The sequence below is a fragment of the Caldicellulosiruptor morganii genome (assembly GCF_026810225.1).
Taxonomy (GTDB): domain Bacteria; phylum Bacillota; class Thermoanaerobacteria; order Caldicellulosiruptorales; family Caldicellulosiruptoraceae; genus Caldicellulosiruptor; species Caldicellulosiruptor morganii.
In genome coordinates this window covers 928,124-945,000 of sequence record NZ_CP113865.1, presented here as the reverse complement: position 1 = coordinate 945,000, position 16,877 = coordinate 928,124, and the positions used below count along the sequence as shown (strand labels likewise).

Annotated in this window: 22 protein-coding genes, 2 tRNA genes and 3 pseudogenes (1 of these 27 cut by a window edge); 2 read left to right on the top strand and 25 right to left on the bottom strand. The window is 36.5% G+C overall.

Annotated features, from left to right (window positions below):
- The 3 genes in view from OTK00_RS04530 to OTK00_RS04520 are tightly spaced (at most 30 nt apart) and all read right to left on the bottom strand, a layout consistent with a single transcriptional unit that may run on beyond the window.
- Nucleotides 1-266, bottom strand: partial view of a thiamine pyrophosphate-dependent enzyme gene (locus tag OTK00_RS04530; RefSeq protein ID WP_045169239.1) — the beginning only. The gene continues 1,942 nt to the left of window position 1, outside the view; only the first 266 of its 2,208 coding nucleotides appear in the window; it begins with the start codon at nucleotides 264-266; the stop codon falls past the left edge of the window.
- Nucleotides 263-1,282 (bottom strand): 2-oxoacid:acceptor oxidoreductase family protein, encoded by a 1,020-nt coding sequence (locus OTK00_RS04525; protein ID WP_045169238.1) that lies wholly within the window; start codon nucleotides 1,280-1,282, stop codon nucleotides 263-265. The genes OTK00_RS04530 and OTK00_RS04525 overlap by 4 nt, the downstream gene beginning before the upstream one ends.
- A gap of 30 nt (nucleotides 1,283-1,312) precedes the next feature.
- On the bottom strand, nucleotides 1,313-2,497 hold the full coding sequence (locus tag OTK00_RS04520; RefSeq protein ID WP_241765475.1) for a CCA tRNA nucleotidyltransferase: 1,185 nt from the start codon (nucleotides 2,495-2,497) through the stop codon (nucleotides 1,313-1,315).
- Nucleotides 2,498-2,628: 131 nt separating this feature from the next.
- On the opposite strand from OTK00_RS04520, the gene OTK00_RS04515 reads away from it, so the two are divergent.
- Nucleotides 2,629-3,429 (top strand): histidinol-phosphatase HisJ family protein, encoded by an 801-nt coding sequence (locus tag OTK00_RS04515; RefSeq protein WP_045169237.1) that lies wholly within the window; start codon nucleotides 2,629-2,631, stop codon nucleotides 3,427-3,429.
- 7 nt (nucleotides 3,430-3,436) lie between these two features.
- On the opposite strand, the gene mnmA is transcribed toward OTK00_RS04515, so the two are convergent.
- From mnmA to OTK00_RS04470, 9 genes and pseudogenes are all read right to left on the bottom strand, one after another.
- Nucleotides 3,437-4,522: a tRNA 2-thiouridine(34) synthase MnmA gene (gene mnmA, locus OTK00_RS04510; RefSeq protein ID WP_045169236.1), complete on the bottom strand. Its 1,086-nt coding sequence runs from the start codon at nucleotides 4,520-4,522 to the stop codon at nucleotides 3,437-3,439.
- A gap of 38 nt (nucleotides 4,523-4,560) precedes the next feature.
- Complete coding sequence (gene nifU / locus OTK00_RS04505) at nucleotides 4,561-4,938, bottom strand: Fe-S cluster assembly scaffold protein NifU (RefSeq protein WP_045169235.1); 378 nt, start codon at nucleotides 4,936-4,938, stop codon at nucleotides 4,561-4,563.
- Nucleotides 4,939-4,940: 2 nt separating this feature from the next.
- Nucleotides 4,941-6,125 carry a cysteine desulfurase NifS gene (gene nifS / locus OTK00_RS04500; RefSeq protein ID WP_045169234.1) on the bottom strand — a complete coding sequence of 395 codons (1,185 nt, stop codon included), beginning with the start codon at nucleotides 6,123-6,125 and terminating at the stop codon, nucleotides 4,941-4,943.
- 65 nt (nucleotides 6,126-6,190) lie between these two features.
- Nucleotides 6,191-6,643, bottom strand: coding sequence for an RrF2 family transcriptional regulator (locus OTK00_RS04495; protein ID WP_045170139.1), 453 nt, complete (start codon nucleotides 6,641-6,643; stop codon nucleotides 6,191-6,193).
- 213 nt (nucleotides 6,644-6,856) lie between these two features.
- A pseudogene (locus tag OTK00_RS04490) lies at nucleotides 6,857-7,274 on the bottom strand (type II toxin-antitoxin system VapC family toxin).
- Nucleotides 7,258-7,497, bottom strand: coding sequence for a type II toxin-antitoxin system Phd/YefM family antitoxin (locus tag OTK00_RS04485; RefSeq protein ID WP_045169233.1), 240 nt, complete (start codon nucleotides 7,495-7,497; stop codon nucleotides 7,258-7,260). The pseudogene OTK00_RS04490 and the gene OTK00_RS04485 overlap by 17 nt, the downstream one beginning before the upstream one ends.
- Nucleotides 7,498-7,768: 271 nt before the next feature.
- Nucleotides 7,769-8,878: an ACR3 family arsenite efflux transporter gene (gene arsB / locus OTK00_RS04480; RefSeq protein ID WP_045169232.1), complete on the bottom strand. Its 1,110-nt coding sequence runs from the start codon at nucleotides 8,876-8,878 to the stop codon at nucleotides 7,769-7,771.
- 2 nt (nucleotides 8,879-8,880) lie between these two features.
- Nucleotides 8,881-9,297 carry an arsenate reductase ArsC gene (locus OTK00_RS04475; protein WP_045170138.1) on the bottom strand — a complete coding sequence of 139 codons (417 nt, stop codon included), beginning with the start codon at nucleotides 9,295-9,297 and terminating at the stop codon, nucleotides 8,881-8,883.
- A gap of 186 nt (nucleotides 9,298-9,483) precedes the next feature.
- Nucleotides 9,484-9,681: pseudogene (locus OTK00_RS04470) on the bottom strand (ArsR/SmtB family transcription factor); the annotation flags it as partial.
- Nucleotides 9,682-9,908: 227 nt separating this feature from the next.
- Here OTK00_RS04470 and OTK00_RS04465 point away from each other — a divergent pair.
- A pseudogene (locus OTK00_RS04465) lies at nucleotides 9,909-10,124 on the top strand (heterodisulfide reductase subunit A-like protein); the annotation flags it as partial.
- A 203-nt stretch (nucleotides 10,125-10,327) separates the two neighbouring features.
- On the opposite strand, the gene OTK00_RS04460 reads toward OTK00_RS04465, so the two are convergent.
- The 13 genes from OTK00_RS04460 to secY all read right to left on the bottom strand — a co-directional run bounded on the left by OTK00_RS04460 (nucleotide 10,328) and on the right by secY (nucleotide 16,876).
- Nucleotides 10,328-10,403 (bottom strand) — tRNA-Glu (locus OTK00_RS04460).
- Between the two features lie 4 nt (nucleotides 10,404-10,407).
- Nucleotides 10,408-10,481, bottom strand: a tRNA-Gln gene (locus OTK00_RS04455).
- A gap of 151 nt (nucleotides 10,482-10,632) precedes the next feature.
- Entirely contained in the window at nucleotides 10,633-10,974 is a 342-nt protein-coding gene (gene rplQ / locus OTK00_RS04450; RefSeq protein WP_045169230.1) for a 50S ribosomal protein L17, read from the bottom strand.
- Entirely contained in the window at nucleotides 10,971-11,945 is a 975-nt protein-coding gene (locus OTK00_RS04445; RefSeq protein WP_045169229.1) for a DNA-directed RNA polymerase subunit alpha, read from the bottom strand. Before OTK00_RS04445 ends, rplQ begins: the two co-directional genes overlap by 4 nt.
- A gap of 56 nt (nucleotides 11,946-12,001) precedes the next feature.
- The gene (rpsD, locus tag OTK00_RS04440) at nucleotides 12,002-12,628 is read right to left on the bottom strand and encodes a 30S ribosomal protein S4 (protein ID WP_045169228.1); all 627 of its coding nucleotides are present in this window, start codon (nucleotides 12,626-12,628) and stop codon (nucleotides 12,002-12,004) included.
- A 27-nt stretch (nucleotides 12,629-12,655) separates the two neighbouring features.
- On the bottom strand, nucleotides 12,656-13,048 hold the full coding sequence (rpsK, locus tag OTK00_RS04435; protein WP_045169227.1) for a 30S ribosomal protein S11: 393 nt from the start codon (nucleotides 13,046-13,048) through the stop codon (nucleotides 12,656-12,658).
- A gap of 22 nt (nucleotides 13,049-13,070) precedes the next feature.
- Nucleotides 13,071-13,442, bottom strand: coding sequence for a 30S ribosomal protein S13 (gene rpsM / locus OTK00_RS04430; RefSeq protein ID WP_045169226.1), 372 nt, complete (start codon nucleotides 13,440-13,442; stop codon nucleotides 13,071-13,073).
- A 23-nt stretch (nucleotides 13,443-13,465) separates the two neighbouring features.
- Nucleotides 13,466-13,579: a 50S ribosomal protein L36 gene (gene rpmJ / locus OTK00_RS04425; protein ID WP_011917767.1), complete on the bottom strand. Its 114-nt coding sequence runs from the start codon at nucleotides 13,577-13,579 to the stop codon at nucleotides 13,466-13,468.
- Between the two features lie 29 nt (nucleotides 13,580-13,608).
- Nucleotides 13,609-13,827, bottom strand: a complete 219-nt coding sequence (gene infA / locus OTK00_RS04420; RefSeq protein ID WP_045169225.1) for a translation initiation factor IF-1 — start codon at nucleotides 13,825-13,827, stop codon at nucleotides 13,609-13,611.
- 14 nt (nucleotides 13,828-13,841) lie between these two features.
- Nucleotides 13,842-14,111, bottom strand: coding sequence for a KOW domain-containing RNA-binding protein (locus OTK00_RS04415; RefSeq protein ID WP_045169224.1), 270 nt, complete (start codon nucleotides 14,109-14,111; stop codon nucleotides 13,842-13,844).
- Nucleotides 14,112-14,123: 12 nt separating this feature from the next.
- Complete coding sequence (gene map / locus OTK00_RS04410) at nucleotides 14,124-14,867, bottom strand: type I methionyl aminopeptidase (protein ID WP_045169223.1); 744 nt, start codon at nucleotides 14,865-14,867, stop codon at nucleotides 14,124-14,126.
- 17 nt (nucleotides 14,868-14,884) lie between these two features.
- Entirely contained in the window at nucleotides 14,885-15,532 is a 648-nt protein-coding gene (locus OTK00_RS04405; RefSeq protein WP_045170136.1) for an adenylate kinase, read from the bottom strand.
- A gap of 36 nt (nucleotides 15,533-15,568) precedes the next feature.
- Nucleotides 15,569-16,876, bottom strand: a complete 1,308-nt coding sequence (gene secY / locus OTK00_RS04400; protein WP_045169222.1) for a preprotein translocase subunit SecY — start codon at nucleotides 16,874-16,876, stop codon at nucleotides 15,569-15,571.
- Nucleotide 16,877: the final 1 nt, after the last annotated feature.

Sequence of the window (16,877 nt, the reverse complement as noted above, 5' to 3'; positions counted from 1 at the left end):
ATAAGCCCGTTTGCACTGGTTGCATTAAAAACCCTTCCTCCACCCAAACTTGCACCATAACAAATCCCGGCAGCCCCATGTTCTCCATCTGCTGCAATTAGCAAAATATCATGCAGGCCGTCTGCTTTCATGCTATCAAGCTCTTCTGCAATTTGGGTTGAAGGTGTTATAGGGTAATATCCCATAATATGATAATTTATTTGCGATGCGGCTAAAGCCGCCATTTCATTGCCACTTTCAAATATTGTTTCCTGAGGTTTTATCATAAATTTTCACCTTCCTCATACCATTTTTTATATATATCAAAATCATGTTTTACAGTTATTTTCTCAACATCATATTCTCTTTCAATCCCTTCAACAAGTGCACCTGCAGGGCAGATGTCCACACATCTCAGACACCCTTTACAGTATTGATAATCCAAACCCATATTGAACATCCTGGGTTTTCCATTTTTCACTTTTCTGTCCCATACAAAAACGTAGTCAGGACATGTTGTTTCACAAAGACCGCAATTGATACACTTTTCCTTTATAAAGACAGGAATTTTCCCTACTCTGCTTGTAATATTGTTTTTTGTAATAGTATTTCCGTATTCAATAATTGTACCCCCGATTGGAGCATTGCTGTAGCCAACCGGACGCCTTTCTTCACGATATTCCACATAGGGATATTTCCCATCATACTCAAAATATTTAAACTTTACTTCATTGTAACCTGCTTCAAGTCCAGCAATATTTGATGGAATTGTTTGGGGGTATTTTTTCCCAAAGGTTTCTTTGACCAACTCTTTTACGCTATCAAGGTTTATAAATCCGAGCATTTTGACTATTGCACCTAACATTACCATATTTATTCTTGTCTTCAGTTCAAGAGCTATTTTGATAGCATCAACCACCGCAACAGTACCACTTGCAAGCTTCAAAAAGTCACGTGCCTGGTCAACTTCTTTATTGGTATTCAGAATGACTATGCCATCTTTATAAAGCCCCTGAGTTACAGGATTTGTGTTTACCATATTTTCATGAAATATAGCTACTAAATGAGGCTTAACAACAGGAGAGTTAATCCTTATTTGTTTTTCTTTCGGTGCAAATCTAATGTATGATTTTACAGGAGTCCCCTTTTTCTCAGAACCGTAGCTTGCAAAGTTCAAAGCATTAAAGTTACTGCCGACAACTCCTGCCTCAGCCAGGATTTTACCCGCAACATTGGCACCAAGCCCACCTATACTTTCAAGTCGAATTTCATAATATCCCAACTCGTTTGTAGCTGGTAGCATTGTTCATCTCCTCAGCTAAATATTTGTTTATTAATTTTTACCCTTTTTAAGATGTGAATTAACAAAATCCAATATATCTTTTCTATTATTTTTTTCAGGATTGTATAGAATATATTCATATACCATTTGCAATACATTTCCTATTTCTTTGCCCTTTAACCCAAGCTCCAATAAATCTTCGCCTTTTATCTTTACATCTTCTTTTTTAACAAGTCGGTTTTTCACCCTCAATTTATTAAATAGCTCTACCATTGTATCATCTTTATTCAAAATCGAAAGTGCAATAATTATCTCTTCTGCCTTCTCTTCTTCAAAAAATATTTTTCTTACAAGGTATTCTGTTGAATATTCAGAGTTAAGATAATTACACAATGTTATTGCCAGAGCAATATTTTTCCTGTCAAATCTGAGTTTTCTCATCAAAGTCTCCACCTTTTTTGCATCCCTCAAAGCAGCAAAAAAAGCCGGAATTTTCAAACTAAAAGGGATTAAATCAAATTTTGTTGAATGTAAAAATTTATAAATTCTTTCGTATTCCTGTATTACAACCTCTCCAACACCGCTTTCATAGAGCAATTGAATACCATACAAAGGATTTTTGCTCTTTAATATTTTAGAAAGTTCGGTATTTATTCTTTCCATAGATATTTTCTTTAAAAGATCTTTTAAAAGAACAACTCCTTGAAAAGTCATTGTATCTATGCTAAAATTCAGCTGAGCTGCAAACCTTATACATCTCAGAATCCTGAGAGCATCCTCAAAAAATCTCTCCTGGGGATTCCCAACACAGCGCACAATCCTGTTTTTCAGATCATCAAGTCCGTTGAAATAGTCAATAAGCCCTTCATCAGGATGATAAGCCATGGCATTTATGGTAAAATCTCTTCTTTTGAGGTCTTCGTAAAGACTGTCTGTAAACTCTACAGAAGGCCATCTGTGATTTTGATATTCTTTTTCTATTCTGAAAGTTGTGACCTCTATTTTCACATCGTTTATTATTACTGTAACAGTTCCATGGTTTATCCCTGTTGGAATTACTTTCTCAAAAAGTCTCATCACATCTTCAGGTTTTGCGTCTGTTGCGATGTCAAAATCCTGCGGAGTGTTACCAAGCAAATAATCTCTTAATGATCCTCCAACCAGGTATGCCCTGAAATTGTGATGATTTAGCTTTTTTATCACCTGCATTGGTTCATCTTTTAACTTTATTATCATAAAATCACCCTTAAACTTATTATTGTCATCGGTTATAAAATATCATACAATTTGATTATGTGCAAAGACTCCATCTAAATTTTAAATTATTCTTACTTATAAGAACTACGGTAAAAGGGGATGACCTGACAATGTTTGACTATCACATTCATTCAAACTTTTCATCTGACTCAAATATGAGCATGGAAGATGCTATAAAAAAAGCTTTAGAAATCGGACTTGATGAAATTGCTTTTACTGACCATATGGACCTTTTGTATCCACCAGTTTCATACCCTGTATGGGACATAGACTATGAAGAATATACAAAAGAGTTCTACTCGGTTAAGGAAAAATACAAAGACAAAATTAAAATCAAATTGGGTGCTGAAGTTGGTCTTCAGCCTCATTCAATAGGAAAAAGTCTGGAAATACTGCAAAGTTATCAATTTGATTTCATTATTGCATCAACACATGCTGTGGATTTTCAGGATTTAGCAGATGGTGTTTACTACAACGGGAAAACCAAAGAACAGGCTTTTTTAAGATATTTCGAGGAAACTTTAAATCTTATAAAAATGTTTGATAAGTTCTGTGTATATGGCCATCTTGATATCGTAAAACGCTACGGAAATTATAAAGACAAAGAACTTGACAGAAAAGAATACTGGGACCTTATTGATGAGATTTTAAAATTGCTTATACAGAAAGGAAAAGGAATTGAAGTTAATACATCTGGATTCAGATATGGTCTTGATACGCCTCATCCTGAATTCAAAATCTTAAAAAGATATTATGAACTTGGTGGAAAGATTATTACAATTGGTTCTGATGCTCATTCTCCTGACTTTATTGCTTACATGTTCAAGCCAACCATTGAAATGTTAAAAGACATCGGTTTTAAATATTTAACAAAATTCGAAAACCTTAAACCAGTATTTATAAAAATATAAAAAGCCCTCACACGAGGGCTTTCTCTATTATACCGCCACCTATCACAATATCATTACTGTAAAATACCACAGACTGTCCAGGCGTTATTGCTCTCTGCTTTTCGTAAAACTTAACAAGCACCTTATTATTTTCTATAGGCACCACCTTGGCTTTTGCTTCTCTGGCTGTATATCTTATCTTTGCCATAACTTCTATTTCAGATTCCAACCTGTCAAACGGAATAAAATTTAAATCACTTGCAATAAGTCTATCTGCAAATATCCTGTCTTCTTCACCCAGAACAACCTTGTTCTCTTCTGGCTTTATATCAATTACATACATTCTTTTACCGGTTGAAATACCAAGTCCTTTTCTTTGCCCAATGGTGTAATTGTAGTAAGCCCTGCTTTTGCCAAGTATATTCCCTTCCAAATCTACATATACACCATTTTCTTTGATTCCTGTCTCTTTCTCTATAAATTTGCCATAGTCATTGTCCGGAATGAAACAAATTTCCTGCGAATCGGGCTTTTTCGCAACAGGTAGTTTAAATTTCTCTGCAAGCCTGCGAACCTCATCCTTTGAAAATCTCCCCAATGGGAAAAGGGTTCTTGATAAAATATCCTGCGTCATATTATACAAAACATAAGTCTGGTCTTTTTCTCTGGCCAAAGACCTTTTCAAAAGATATCTGTTAAGATTTTTGTCATACTCCACAACTGCATAATGACCGGTTGCAATATAGTCCATACCAATAGCAATAGCTTTTTTTAAAAAGAGTTCAAATTTGATCTTTCTGTTACACATTATACAAGGATTAGGAGTTCTTCCTTTTATATATTCTTCAATAAAATAGTCAATTACCTTTTCCTTAAAATCATCTTTCATATTAAAGACATAATATGGAATATTGAGTATATCAGCAACTTTACGAGCATCTTCCACTGCATAAATCGAACAGCAACTGTTTCCTGCAAGCTGTTCATATTCACTTTCGCTTTGCCAGATCTGCATTGTAGCCCCGTATACTTCATATCCTTCTTCCTTTAATATGGCAGCAGCAACAGAAGAATCAACTCCGCCGCTCATTGCAACAAGAACTTTTTTCTTCAAAAAAACTCACCCTTTTGCACAAATCTGTTTTGTAGTTGCTATACTTTTTGTTTCTGTTTGCTTAAATAGTCTTCAATTGCAGCTTTTATAGCTTCCTCAGCCAGAACAGAGCAATGAAGCTTATTTGGCGGCAGACCATCTAAAGCCTCTGCAACAGCCTTGTTTGTAATCTGCAAAGCCTCTTCAATGGTTTTCCCTTTTACCATTTCTGTTGCCATTGAACTTGTTGCAACAGCAGCACCACACCCAAATGTTTTGAATTTTGCATCAACTATTATACCATTTTCTATCTTAAGATACATCTTCATTATATCCCCACACTTAGCATTTCCAACCTGAGCAACGCCATTTGCATCTTCAATTTCTCCAACATTTCTGGGATTCATAAAATGATCCAAAACCTTTTCACTGTACATCCTTAATTACCCCCTTTTTTCACCTTTTCATACAGTGGGCTCATCTCTCTGAGCCTTGATACAATCTCAGGCAGCACCTCTAAAAGATAATCTATATCTTCTTCTGTATTGTCCTCACCTAAGGTTATTCGCAAAGAACCATGTGCTACTTCATGCTCAAGCCCTATTGCCAAAAGCACATGTGATGGGTCCAAAGATCCAGATGTACAAGCAGAACCACTTGATGCTGCAATACCTTTCATGTCAAGCATCAGAAGCAAACTTTCTCCTTCAATAAACTCAAACGAAAAATTAGCATTGTTTGGAAGTCTGTTGTGCCTATCCCCGTTTAAACGAACATGGTCAATCTTACTCAAAACCCCGTCAATAAGCTTATCTCTTAACTTTTGAAGCCTGTTTGCATACTCTGAAAGATTCGCAGTTGCAAGCTCTATTGCCTTACCAAGTCCAACAATCCCGGCAACATTTTCTGTGCCTGCACGTCTGTTTCTCTCTTGAGCACCGCCATGTGAAAACGGATGAATTTTTGTTCCCTTTTTTATATACAGCGCTCCTACCCCTTTTGGTCCATAGAACTTATGAGCAGAAAGTGACAGCAGGTCAACACCCAAATCTTTTACATCAACAGGAATCTGACCAACAGCTTGCACGGCATCTGTATGAACAATTATCCCTTTTTCTTTTGCTATTTTTGCTATTTGTTTAACTGGCTGAATTGTACCAATTTCATTATTTGCGAGCATTACAGAAATCAATATAGTATCATCTCTTATTGCCTCTTTTATTTTCTGAGGATCCACAATACCGTTTGGCTCAACAGGAACGTATGTCACTTCAAAGCCCAATCCTTCAAGATACTTAAGTGGGTGTAAAACTGCATGATGCTCAATAGTGGTTGTTATAATATGCCTGCCCTTATCTTTATTTGCGAATGCTACCCCTTTTAACGCCCAGTTATCTGACTCTGTGCCACCGGAGGTAAAAAATATCTCCTGTACATCAGCATTCAGAGCTTTAGCAACCCTTTCCCTTGCATTCTCTATTGCCTTCTTTGCTTCTCTGCCAAGTTTGTAGATAGTAGATGGATTACCGTATTGTTCTGTAAGATACGGCATCATCTCATCTAAAACTTCTCTTTTTAGCGGTGTTGTTGCAGCGTGATCAAAATAAACACTTCTTCCCTGCATTTATATCAACTTCTATTATTTTTATCTTAATAGTAGGTTTTCTAAATCTATTATACCCTCTTTTTTTAAATATAAAACATATAAGACTCATCTGCAGCCATCTTTCTATAATCATCAACAAGGTCCTGCAACGTTATTGAATCTACAACACTTTCGATAGCTTCTTTTACCTTTTCCCAAACTTTTTTGGTAACACAAAAGTCCTTTCGTGGACAGTCAACCTTCTGAATATCATCAATGCATTCTGCAGGAGATAACGAACCCTCCAGTGCCCTTAAAATATCCCCAATTGTTATTTTAGAAGGCTCCTGAGATAGCATATATCCCCCTTGCGCACCTCTTATACTCTTAACAAGCCCGGCTTTCTTCAAAGTTGCAATTAGCTGCTCTAAATAGTGTTCGGAAATTTCCTGTCGCTCAGCAATATTTTTTAGTGATACAAGCCCCTCATCATAGTGCAGCGCCAGATCAAGCATTGCTCTTACACCATATCTCCCTTTTGTCGATAGTCTGAACATCTCTATCTCTCCAATTCCGACTTGTATACTCGGTTTTATTATATGATAGCATTTTAAAGTTGTCTTTGTCAATACTTTTGCCAAACAAAAAAGACCATCTTTTTTAGATGGCCTTTTTTTGAGTTTTTGTTATCACTTTTTTATATCATCTATCACTTTTTAAAGATCTTTGCAAAAGAGAGCAGCATTACAAGTGCTACCTTGAGAACTTGTTTATGGCTTGATAATCTTATGAACAAAATCAAAAGGAGTTATCGCTCTTGATATAAACTTTTTTAACCTATCGTCTCTTGTTATTAGCCACTCTGCCTTGATTTTTTTTTGCACATTGAATTTGCAGGGCATCTTCTAAATCTTTTATATCTGAATTTCTCAAAGCATCTTCTATATCTCTCTTGCTTATACTAACAAGTTTTACTATACCAAGCAATGCTTCAATACCTTGACGTGCTTTTTCACTCCCTAAATTCCTGGAGATAAAATAATAAATATCTGTAACAGCAAAAGAAGCAACATAACCTTCCACAATGTTTTGCTCACAGAATTTTAACACTGTATATGAATCGGTGTCAAATGGTGCTCTTTTTAATAAAACATCCAAAATAACATTAGTGTCAATTAACACCTTCATACTTTTTTAGCCTCTCATTTCTTAATTGTTTTACATCTATATCTTTATTACTATAATTTTCCAGCAAACCATATAAAAAATCTACAGCTGAGGTACCACTCTTTCTAATCGGTGTAAGTTTAGCAACTTGTCTTCCATTTTTTGTAATAATAATCTCCTCTTTTTCAGCAAGTTTCAAATATTTCCCCACTCTCATTTTAAATTCTGTTGCATTCACAATCATAGCTATCACCTCATCCTAAAACTTAGCTAATTTTATTGTAACATAAAATAGTCATTGTTGCAAATCTTACTTTGACCAGTTGGATGGTTTCTTCTTCAAAAAAACTTTTTTATGAAAAATTGAAAGTCGGAACAATACTATTTTTCGCATTCCAAAAATTGTTGTTGAATAAATTATAGCATCTATCTTCTAAATTATAACATGAAGGAATAAATTAAAAGGAAAATAAAAATAACCATCCGAATCTTGGTAAAACGAAAACCTCATAACACTATTCAATAAAGGTCTCCTCAACAGATTGTTTTAATCTGTACACTCTATACTCTTCTGATTCGTTTACTCCAAATAATTTCTTCTTAAAATACAAAGCCACATTTACAAGCATGAGCATAACAGGCACTTCAATCAGCGGTCCAATTACAGTTGCAAAAGCTTCTCCTGAACCCAGACCAAATGTCGCAACAGCAACAGCAATTGCAAGTTCAAAGTCATTGCTGGCTGCAGTCAAACCAACAGTTGCACTTTCCGGATAGGAATATTTCATCTTATACGAAGCAAAGAAGGTTATCAAGAACATTATTACAAAGTAAAAAGTAAGAGGTATTGCAATCCTTATTACATGCAGAGGAAGTTCAACAATGTATTTACCTTTTAGAGAAAACATCACAATGACTGTAAATAGCAGTGCAATTAAGGTGACAGGGCTTATTTTCTTCACAAAGCTTTCTTCATACCATTCTCTACCCTTTTTCTTTACCAGTATAAGTCTTGTCAAAAGTCCTGCAATAAACGGAATGCCAAGATAAATAAATACAGAAATTGCAATGTCTTTCATTGAAATATGAAGAGCAATGTTTTTCGTATCAACACCAAAAACAGGTGGCAGGATTTTTATAAAAACATATGCAAAAATTGAATATGTCAACACCTGCCATAGTGCATTCAAAGCAACAAGCACAGCCACATAATCTCTATCACCATCTGCAAGGTCATTCCACACAAGTACCATAGCAATACACCTTGCCAAACCTACTAAAATAACTCCAATCATATAGTGTGGATAGTCCCTTAAAAGTATTATTGCCAGTAAAAACATCACAACAGGACCAATAAACCAGTTAAAAACTATAGCAATTCCAAAAGGTTTTCGACCCTGTTTCATTTTGTTTATCTCTTCATACCTCACCTTTGCAAGAGGGGGATACATCATCAATATAAGACCAATTGCAATTGGAATTGATGTTGTGCCAATACTTAGCTTATTCAATATATTTGCAAAGTTTGGAAAAAAGTAACCTATTAGAACTCCCACAACCATTGCAAGCAAAATCCAAAGAGTTAAAAACCTGTCTAAAAATGAAAGTCCTTTTCTGTGCTCCATAGTTATTTCGCCTCCCCATAATAATATTCTTTTTTTACTCTTTCAAGTAAATGCAAAACCTTTTTTTCTATCTCATCTCTAATCTTTCTGAACTCCTCAATAGGCTTTCCTGCTGGGTCGCTCAAACCCCAATCTTCTTTGTGTCTGCATGGAATATATGGACACTCAACTCCACAACCCATTGTAATTAAATAGTCCACTTCTTTGGGAATATCAAAAATGGTTTTTGGAAATTGATGTGAAATGTCAATTCCCTTCTCTTTCATTACTTCAATTGCCAGGGGATTGACTTTATCTGCTATCTCTGTACCTGCACTGTATACATCAATTAAGTCGCTGCCGTAGTAGCGGGCAAAACCCTCTGCCATTTGACTTCGGCAGGAATTCCCAACACACACAAAAGCAACTTTTGGCTTCATACCAGAAGATCTCTCCTTTCTTTTCCTTCTTGCAAGGCTACTGTTAACTTCTTCTATTGCTTTCTCACAGCTAAATCCTTTTACCTTTTCTTCTTTTAGTTTTTTCAAATCACTTTTGAAAGGTTCCTCAGATAGAAATTTTGTTTTCAAAAACTCACAAAGCTCACCATATTCTCTGCAAAACTCATCAGATATGCGATAGTAAATCCACTGAGCAGTTTTTCTGCAAGAAACCATTCCCCTGCTCTTCAGTATCTGAAGATGCCTTGAAACATTGGACTGAGTAAGCCCTAAAACTTTTTCCATTTCGCATACACAGAGTTCATTTTCTAAAAGCAGGCTGAAAATCCTAAGCCTATTTGAGTCACTCAAAGCCTTAAAAATTTCAGCAAGACTTATTTCATTTCACTCCTTTCTATATGAGTATATTTGAATTTACTCATATATTATCATATTGTTAATAGTTTTGCAATGGTAACTACAAAAATTGGATATAAGTAACAATTTGATGGTCAGTTAAATTCAAAATTATTATCAATAAATACAAAGTTGTTTATATAAATTATCTGCACCATAAAACAAACAAGGTGAGCAACATGATGCTCACCATTGATTGTGACAAATACTTGAGAGAACTGTTAAATGGTGCTGAAATTGATCAGCTATATGTTGCAGGCTGCGATCCAACCATGCAAAGAAAAATGTACAGGGATGCATTTGAAGCAGTTGGTTTCCCAAAAGAAAAGCACATTGGGGTAGAAATCAGAAATATGGATACACAACAGGCAATTGAGGCTATAAAAAATGCAGTAAAAGCAAATTCTTAGTTTTATTAAGATCTTGCCCCCATTTTACTTAATACAAGTAAAATGGGGGAATTTTTTTGATTTTATCAAAATTGAAGATTTAACATTAGAGTTCTATAACTCGAAGTGAACTTTCAACATTCCATTCGTTTAAAAGTTAATAAAATACAAAAACGAGCTTGAGTTTTATCTCAAGCTCGTTTTTTACAGGTAAATATAAAATTTGGTAGCCCTAAGGGGATTCGAACCCCTGTCTCCGCCGTGAGAGGGCGGTGTCCTGGGCCTCTAGACGATAGGGCCATTTTGGCTGCGGGACTAGGACTCGAACCTAGACAAGGTGATCCAGAGTCACCTGTGCTACCATTACACCATCCCGCAACAATCAAAACGCATTAATTATAATAGCATATACTTTGAATTTTGTAAATAGCAAAAATATGTTCGTTTTTAGCAAACATATTTTAAAACTAAGCTTTTCTAAAACACAAATTAACCAGAAAAGGTCAAAGAGGTAAAGTCCTCTTTGACCTTACACAAGCTCTATATAAACCATCATTGCACCGTCACCTTTTCTGGGACCCACTTTAATTATCCTTGTATAACCGCCATTTCGACCCTGATATCTCGGTGCTATTTTCTGAAAAAGGTCATAAGCAACATCTTCTTCATACAGGTAGGCTAAAACTCTTCTGTATGATGCAAGGTCGCCTTTTTTAGCTATAGTGATCAGTTTTTCGGCCACTCTTCTCAAGTCTTTTGCTTTTGCTTCTGTGGTCATAATTCTTCCATGCTTGAACAGGGATGTTGCCAGGTTTCTCATAAGTGCTTTTCTGTGGTCAATGTCTCTTTTAAGTTTTCTCAGCTTGTTCATTTCTCTTCTTCCTCCTCCTTCGGCGTGCTATCGCTCTTTTTGAGACTCAACCCCAAGCTATGAAGCTTTTGGATGACCTCTTCCAAGGACTTTTTACCAAGGTTTCTTACTTTCATCATTTCTTCTTCTGTCTTGTTGACCAAATCTTCAACAGTGTTTATACCAGCCCTCTTTAGACAGTTGTATGACCTGACAGAAAGCTCAAGTTCCTCTATAGTCATATCCAAAAGTTTATTCCTCTTCGGCGGTTCTTGCTTCACAACCGTCTCAATTTTAGTTGGAATATTAGAAAGATCAGTAAACAGGTTAAAATGCTCAATTAAAATTTTTGCAGCAACTGTTAAAGCCTCATCAGGTCTGATAGTGCCATTGGTCCAAATTTCCATTGTGAGCTTGTCATAATCTGTCACTTGACCAACTCTTGTATTTTCAACTCTGTAATTCACTTTGGTAACAGGTGTATAGATAGAATCAACAGGAATCACACCTATTGGCTGGTTTGATTGTTTATTTCTTTCTGCAGGTACATAGCCTTTGCCCTGGTTTACTGTTATCTCCATAAAAAGTCTTGCATCTGAGTTGAGTGTTGCAATATGATGATCAGGGTTACAAATCTCTATATCAGCATCTGCTTTTATATCCTTTGCTTTTACCTCACACTCACCCTGCGCTTCAATGTAGATTATTTTTGGTCCAGGGGATGACATTTTGATTGCCAAACCTTTCAGGTTAAGAATAATCTCAGGAACATCTTCCAATACCCCCGGAATGGTCGAAAACTCATGCAAAACCCCATCTATCTTAACCGCTGTCACAGCAGCACCTGGTATTGATGATAAAAGAGTTCTTCTCAGGGCATTCCCAATTGTGATCCCATACCCTCTTTCTAAGGGTTCAATTACATATCGCCCGTATTTTTGGTCAGGGCTCAGTTCTTCACACCTAATTGTTGGTTTTTGTATTTCAATCAACTTAATATACCCTCCTTAAAAGTAATACACAACCACCATTTTCGTGAGGGCATTTATTACTTAGAATAAAGCTCTACTATCAAGTGCTCTCTTATTGGCATATCGATATCTTCTCTTGTTGGCAGAGCTATTACTCTACCCACAAGATTTTCAGCATCCTTTTCAAGCCATTTTGGTGATGGTTTTTTTGCGTACTTTTCCTTTATTTCAATAAATCTTTGCTTTGATTTGCTCTTTTCCCTAACTTCAATCACATCTCCAACCTCAACAAGATAAGAAGGAATATTAACAGGTTTACCATTTACCAAAAAGTGAGCATGTGAAACAAGTACTCTTGCCTCTCCTCGTGATGAAGCAAAACCAAGCCTGTATACAACATTATCAAGTCTTCTTTCAAGCAATGACAAAAGGTTTTCACCGGCAATACCTTTCATCTTTTCAGCCATTTCAAAATATCTTCTGAATTGAGTTTCTAAAACACCATAGATCCTCTTTACCTTTTGTTTCTCTCTAAGCTGCATACCATACTCGGAAAGTTTCTTTCTTTCCTGTCCATGCTGACCGGGTGGATATGGTCTTTTTGCAAAAGCGCACTTTTCGGTATAACATCTATCACCTTTTAAAAATAATTTCATTCCTTCTCTTCTGCACAATCTGCAATCAGGTCCAATATATTTTGACAAGGTCAAAGCACCTCCCAATAAAAATTTTTACACTCTTCTTCTTTTCGGTGGCCTGCAGCCATTGTGAGGAATTGGAGTAACGTCTTTTATAAGGGTTACTTCAAGGCCTGCTGCCTGAAGTGCTCTTATTGCCGCTTCTCTACCAGCACCAGGTCCTTTTACATAAACCTCAACTGTTCTCATGCCATGGTCCATTGCCATCTTTGCAGCCTTTTCTGCTGCAAGTTGAGCAGCAAATGGTGTTCCTTTTTTTGTCCCTGAAAATCCACATGTTCCTCCGCTTGCCCATGCTATTGCGTTCCCAGATGGGTCAGTAATTGTCACAATAGTATTATTAAATGTTGAATGTATATGAGCAATACCTTTTTCTACATTCTTTCTTTCAGAACGTCTTACTGTCCTTCTTGCTGGTCTTGCCATTCTTATTTACTCCTCCTTTTTATTATTTCTTTCTCATGACACCAACAGTTTTTCTTGGACCTTTTCTTGTCCTTGCATTTGTTCTTGTTCGCTGACCACGAACAGGAAGACCTCTTAAGTGTCTCAAACCTCTGTAACATCTAATATCAATTAGTCTTTTAATATTTCTTGCTATCTCTGCTCTGAGCTCACCTTCAACCTTGAAGTTTTTATCTATATAGTCTCTTATCTTTGCAATTTCATCATCAGTCAAATCTTTTACTCTCTTGTTCGGGTCAACGCCAGTATCTCTCAAAATCTGTTTTGATCTTGAAAGTCCTATACCAAAAATATATGTCAGTGCAATCTCGACTCTTTTCTCTCTTGGTAAGTCAACACCTGCAATTCTCGCCATTCTAAAAATTCACCTCCACAAATTTAACCTTGTCTTTGTTTGTGCTTTGGATTTTCACAGATTATTCTAATCTTCCCTTTTCTTCTTATAACCTTGCATTTTTCACAGATAGGTTTGACAGATGGTCGTACCTTCATTCTCCAGTTCCTCCCTTTTTAAAAAGAGTTTATTTAGACCTCCAGACAATTCTGCCGCGTGTAAGGTCATAAGGTGAGAGCTGTACCACAACTCTATCACCTGGTAGTATTCTGATAAAATTCATTCTTAATTTACCGGACACATGTGCAAGAACTTTATGCCCATTGTCAAGCTGAACCTGAAACATAGCATTCGGTAATGCCTCAATAACAGTCCCTTCTACTTCAATAACATCCTCCTTGGACAAGGCTTATCAACCCCCTACTCTTTTCTATTCTCAAATTCCTCTATCACCTTTGCAACCTCCGCATCTGTTAGCTTTTTCTTCAGTATTTTCTCTTTTATCTCTTCAGAAACAAATCTGGTTGGTGCAATGTGTTTAATCTTTTTCTTTTTGGGTTTTTTGATCTTTCTCAGTTTCCCATCTACAAGGTATACATAACCATCATCTGTTATGTCAAATATGATAAAGAACCTGTTTTTATCCCTACCCATCTTGGACAGAACTATCTGCCCTATTTGAAGATCCATTTTAAAAACACCTCATAATGTAATTATCTCCGGTAAACCCTCTGTAATTACAATAGTGTTTTCATAATGGGCAGAGAGCTTACCATCAAGTGTTTTAACTGTCCACCCATCCTCTGCTGTGTAAACCCTGAAAGTTCCTTCATTTACCATGGGTTCAATCGCCAAAGTCATGTTCTTGATAAGCCTTATCCCAACTCCAGCTTTCCCAAAATTCGGGACTTGAGGTGATTCATGGAACTTTCTTCCAATTCCATGTCCCACCAAATCCCTCACTACACTGAAGCCACGGCTTTCCACATATTTCTGAATACTATTTGAAATATCACCTATTCTTCTGCCAGCAACCGCGTTTTTAATCCCTTCAAAAAAGCTTTCTTCAGTAGTTTTTATAAGCAACTTTGCTGTTTCGGAAATTTCCCCAACAGCAAACGTCCTCGCTGCATCGGCATGAAGCCCATCAACACATACTCCCACATCTATACTGATAATATCTCCATTTTCAAGCCTTCTCAAACCTGGAATTCCATGAACTACCTCATCATTAATTGAAGTACATATTGAGGCAGGATACCCGTACAACCCTTTAAATGATGGTATCCCGCCATTTTTAATTATATATTCTTCGGCAAATTCATCAAGTTCTTTTGTTGTAATCCCAGGTTTTATTATCTTCTCCAATTCCTTTAAAACATTTGCAACAATTCTACCTGCAGATCTCATGCTGTCAAGTTCAGCTTCAGATTTAATAGTAATCATTTTTCTTCCCTTGCTCCTTACTCAACCCCCAGCGCTTTTAGCACCTCTTTTGTGGTATCAGCAATTTCTTCCTGACCCACAGCTGTTACAAGCAAACCTTTATTTTTATAGTATTCTATTAAAGGCTGAGTCTGTGCATGGTAAACCTCTAAACGTCTCTTTACTGTCTCTTCCCTGTCATCCTCTCGCTGATATAACTCTCCACCACACACATCACAAATGCCTTCTTTCTTGGGTGGTCTGTAAATTATATGGAAACTTGCACCACAATTTTTACAGATTCTTCTGCCTGACATTCGCTCCAGGATTTTTTCATCAGGTACCTCAATGTTCAAAACCTTATCTATCTTCTGACCAAGATCAGCCAGAACCTTTTCCAGTGCTTCAGCTTGAGAAATATTCCTTGGAAATCCATCAAGCAAAAAACCATTTTTGCAATCATCCTGAGCAAGCCTATCTTTAACAAGTTCAATAACTATCTCATCTGGTACTAAAAGCCCTTTGTCCATATATTCTTTTGCCTTTTTACCAAGTTCTGTTTGGTTTCTTACATTTTCTCTCAAAATATCTCCTGTTGAAATATGAGGAATACCAAATCTATTGCTAAGATACTCTGCCTGTGTGCCTTTCCCCGCACCCGGCGCACCTAAAATAATAAGCCTCATATCCATATCACCATCCACCTTAATCTTTAAAATCACTTAGCTCAAAAATCCCTTGTAATGCCTCATAAGCATTTGAGCTTCCATTTGTCGGATTGTCTCAAGAGCCACACCAACAACAATCAGCAAGCTTGTTCCGCCAAAGTAAATGTTAAGCTGATGTTTGAACATAAGTCCAACCAATGTTGGCAGAATTGCAATGAATGCTAAGAACAATGCCCCTGCAAAAGTGACTTTAGAAAGCACACGTGTAATAAAATCCACTGTTGGTTTCCCGGGTCTAATACCAGGTATAAATCCTCCATAATTTTTCAAGTTATTTGCTATCTCAACAGGATTGAAAACTATTGCTGTGTAGAAGTAGGTAAAACCTATTATAAACAAAGCATAGAAAAATGTATACCACAACGACCCAGAGGAGAAATATGCCTTTACAAATTTGTAAAAGCCAGAGTTTGGGAAAAACTGAGCTATTGTGGTTGGCAGCATCACAAGCGATATAGCAAAGATAATAGGAATGACTCCAGCAATATTAACCTTGATAGGAATATGTGTGCTTTGACCACCATATACTCTTCTTCCCACTATTCTCTTTGCGTATTGAACAGGGATTCTTCTCTCGCCTTCTTGAATTATGATTATAAAAACTATTATTGCCAATGCCATTACCAGGAATAATATTACACCTATAATGCTTGTCAGCGAAAACTCATTCAGCTTTGCTACATAGTTCCAAAGTGATACAGCACCATTTGGAATTCTTGAAATAATTCCTGCAAAAATCAAAAGCGATATTCCATTCCCAATCCCATTTTCTGTTATCTGTTCACCTATCCACATTAAAAACACAGTGCCGGCTGTCAAAGCAACTGTTATTGTTATAAATCCCAAAAATCCCTGACCCTGTGTTGTTATAACAGGAATTCCACCTGTCAAGCTTGATGCATTCTTCAATCCAAAATAGATTCCTACTGCCTGCAAGAAAGCCAAAATTGCAGTACCGTATCTGGTCCATTCAGCAAGCTTCTTTCTACCTTCCTCTCCCTGTTTTGCAAGCTCTTCCAAAGCAGGTATTGCAATTGTCAAAAGCTGCATAATAATTGAAGAGTTAATATATGGTGTTACACTCATCGCAAAAATACTCATATTTTTAAAAGTTCCACCGGCAACAACGTCAAAAAATCCAAGCATTGTCAGGTCGTCTATAACCTTTGCCAGTGCATCCCTATCTATATAGGGGACTGGGATGAAAGCCCCCAGTCTGAAAATTAGTATCATAAAGAGGGTAAAAAGGATCTTTCTTCTCAGGTCAGGTAATCTCCACGCGTTTTTTATTGTTTCAAACACT

What these genes read in the sequence shown, in the direction of transcription:
- OTK00_RS04525 (WP_045169238.1), bottom strand. Translation starts at nt 1,282, where the DNA reads ATGCTACCAGCTACAAACGAGTTGGGATATTATGAAATTCGACTTGAA.
- OTK00_RS04520 (WP_241765475.1), bottom strand. Translation starts at nt 2,497, where the DNA reads ATGATAATAAAGTTAAAAGATGAACCAATGCAGGTGATAAAAAAGCTA.
- OTK00_RS04515 (WP_045169237.1), top strand. Translation starts at nt 2,629, where the DNA reads ATGTTTGACTATCACATTCATTCAAACTTTTCATCTGACTCAAATATG.
- nifU (WP_045169235.1), bottom strand. Translation starts at nt 4,938, where the DNA reads ATGTACAGTGAAAAGGTTTTGGATCATTTTATGAATCCCAGAAATGTT.
- nifS (WP_045169234.1), bottom strand. Translation starts at nt 6,125, where the DNA reads ATGCAGGGAAGAAGTGTTTATTTTGATCACGCTGCAACAACACCGCTA.
- OTK00_RS04495 (WP_045170139.1), bottom strand. Translation starts at nt 6,643, where the DNA reads ATGTTCAGACTATCGACAAAAGGGAGATATGGTGTAAGAGCAATGCTT.
- OTK00_RS04485 (WP_045169233.1), bottom strand. Translation starts at nt 7,497, where the DNA reads ATGATTGTGAATGCAACAGAATTTAAAATGAGAGTGGGGAAATATTTG.
- arsB (WP_045169232.1), bottom strand. Translation starts at nt 8,878, where the DNA reads ATGGAGCACAGAAAAGGACTTTCATTTTTAGACAGGTTTTTAACTCTT.
- OTK00_RS04475 (WP_045170138.1), bottom strand. Translation starts at nt 9,297, where the DNA reads ATGAAGCCAAAAGTTGCTTTTGTGTGTGTTGGGAATTCCTGCCGAAGT.
- rplQ (WP_045169230.1), bottom strand. Translation starts at nt 10,974, where the DNA reads ATGAACAAGCTGAGAAAACTTAAAAGAGACATTGACCACAGAAAAGCA.
- rpsK (WP_045169227.1), bottom strand. Translation starts at nt 13,048, where the DNA reads ATGGCAAGACCAGCAAGAAGGACAGTAAGACGTTCTGAAAGAAAGAAT.
- rpsM (WP_045169226.1), bottom strand. Translation starts at nt 13,442, where the DNA reads ATGGCGAGAATTGCAGGTGTTGACTTACCAAGAGAGAAAAGAGTCGAG.
- rpmJ (WP_011917767.1), bottom strand. Translation starts at nt 13,579, where the DNA reads ATGAAGGTACGACCATCTGTCAAACCTATCTGTGAAAAATGCAAGGTT.
- OTK00_RS04415 (WP_045169224.1), bottom strand. Translation starts at nt 14,111, where the DNA reads ATGGATCTTCAAATAGGGCAGATAGTTCTGTCCAAGATGGGTAGGGAT.
- map (WP_045169223.1), bottom strand. Translation starts at nt 14,867, where the DNA reads ATGATTACTATTAAATCTGAAGCTGAACTTGACAGCATGAGATCTGCA.
- OTK00_RS04405 (WP_045170136.1), bottom strand. Translation starts at nt 15,532, where the DNA reads ATGAGGCTTATTATTTTAGGTGCGCCGGGTGCGGGGAAAGGCACACAG.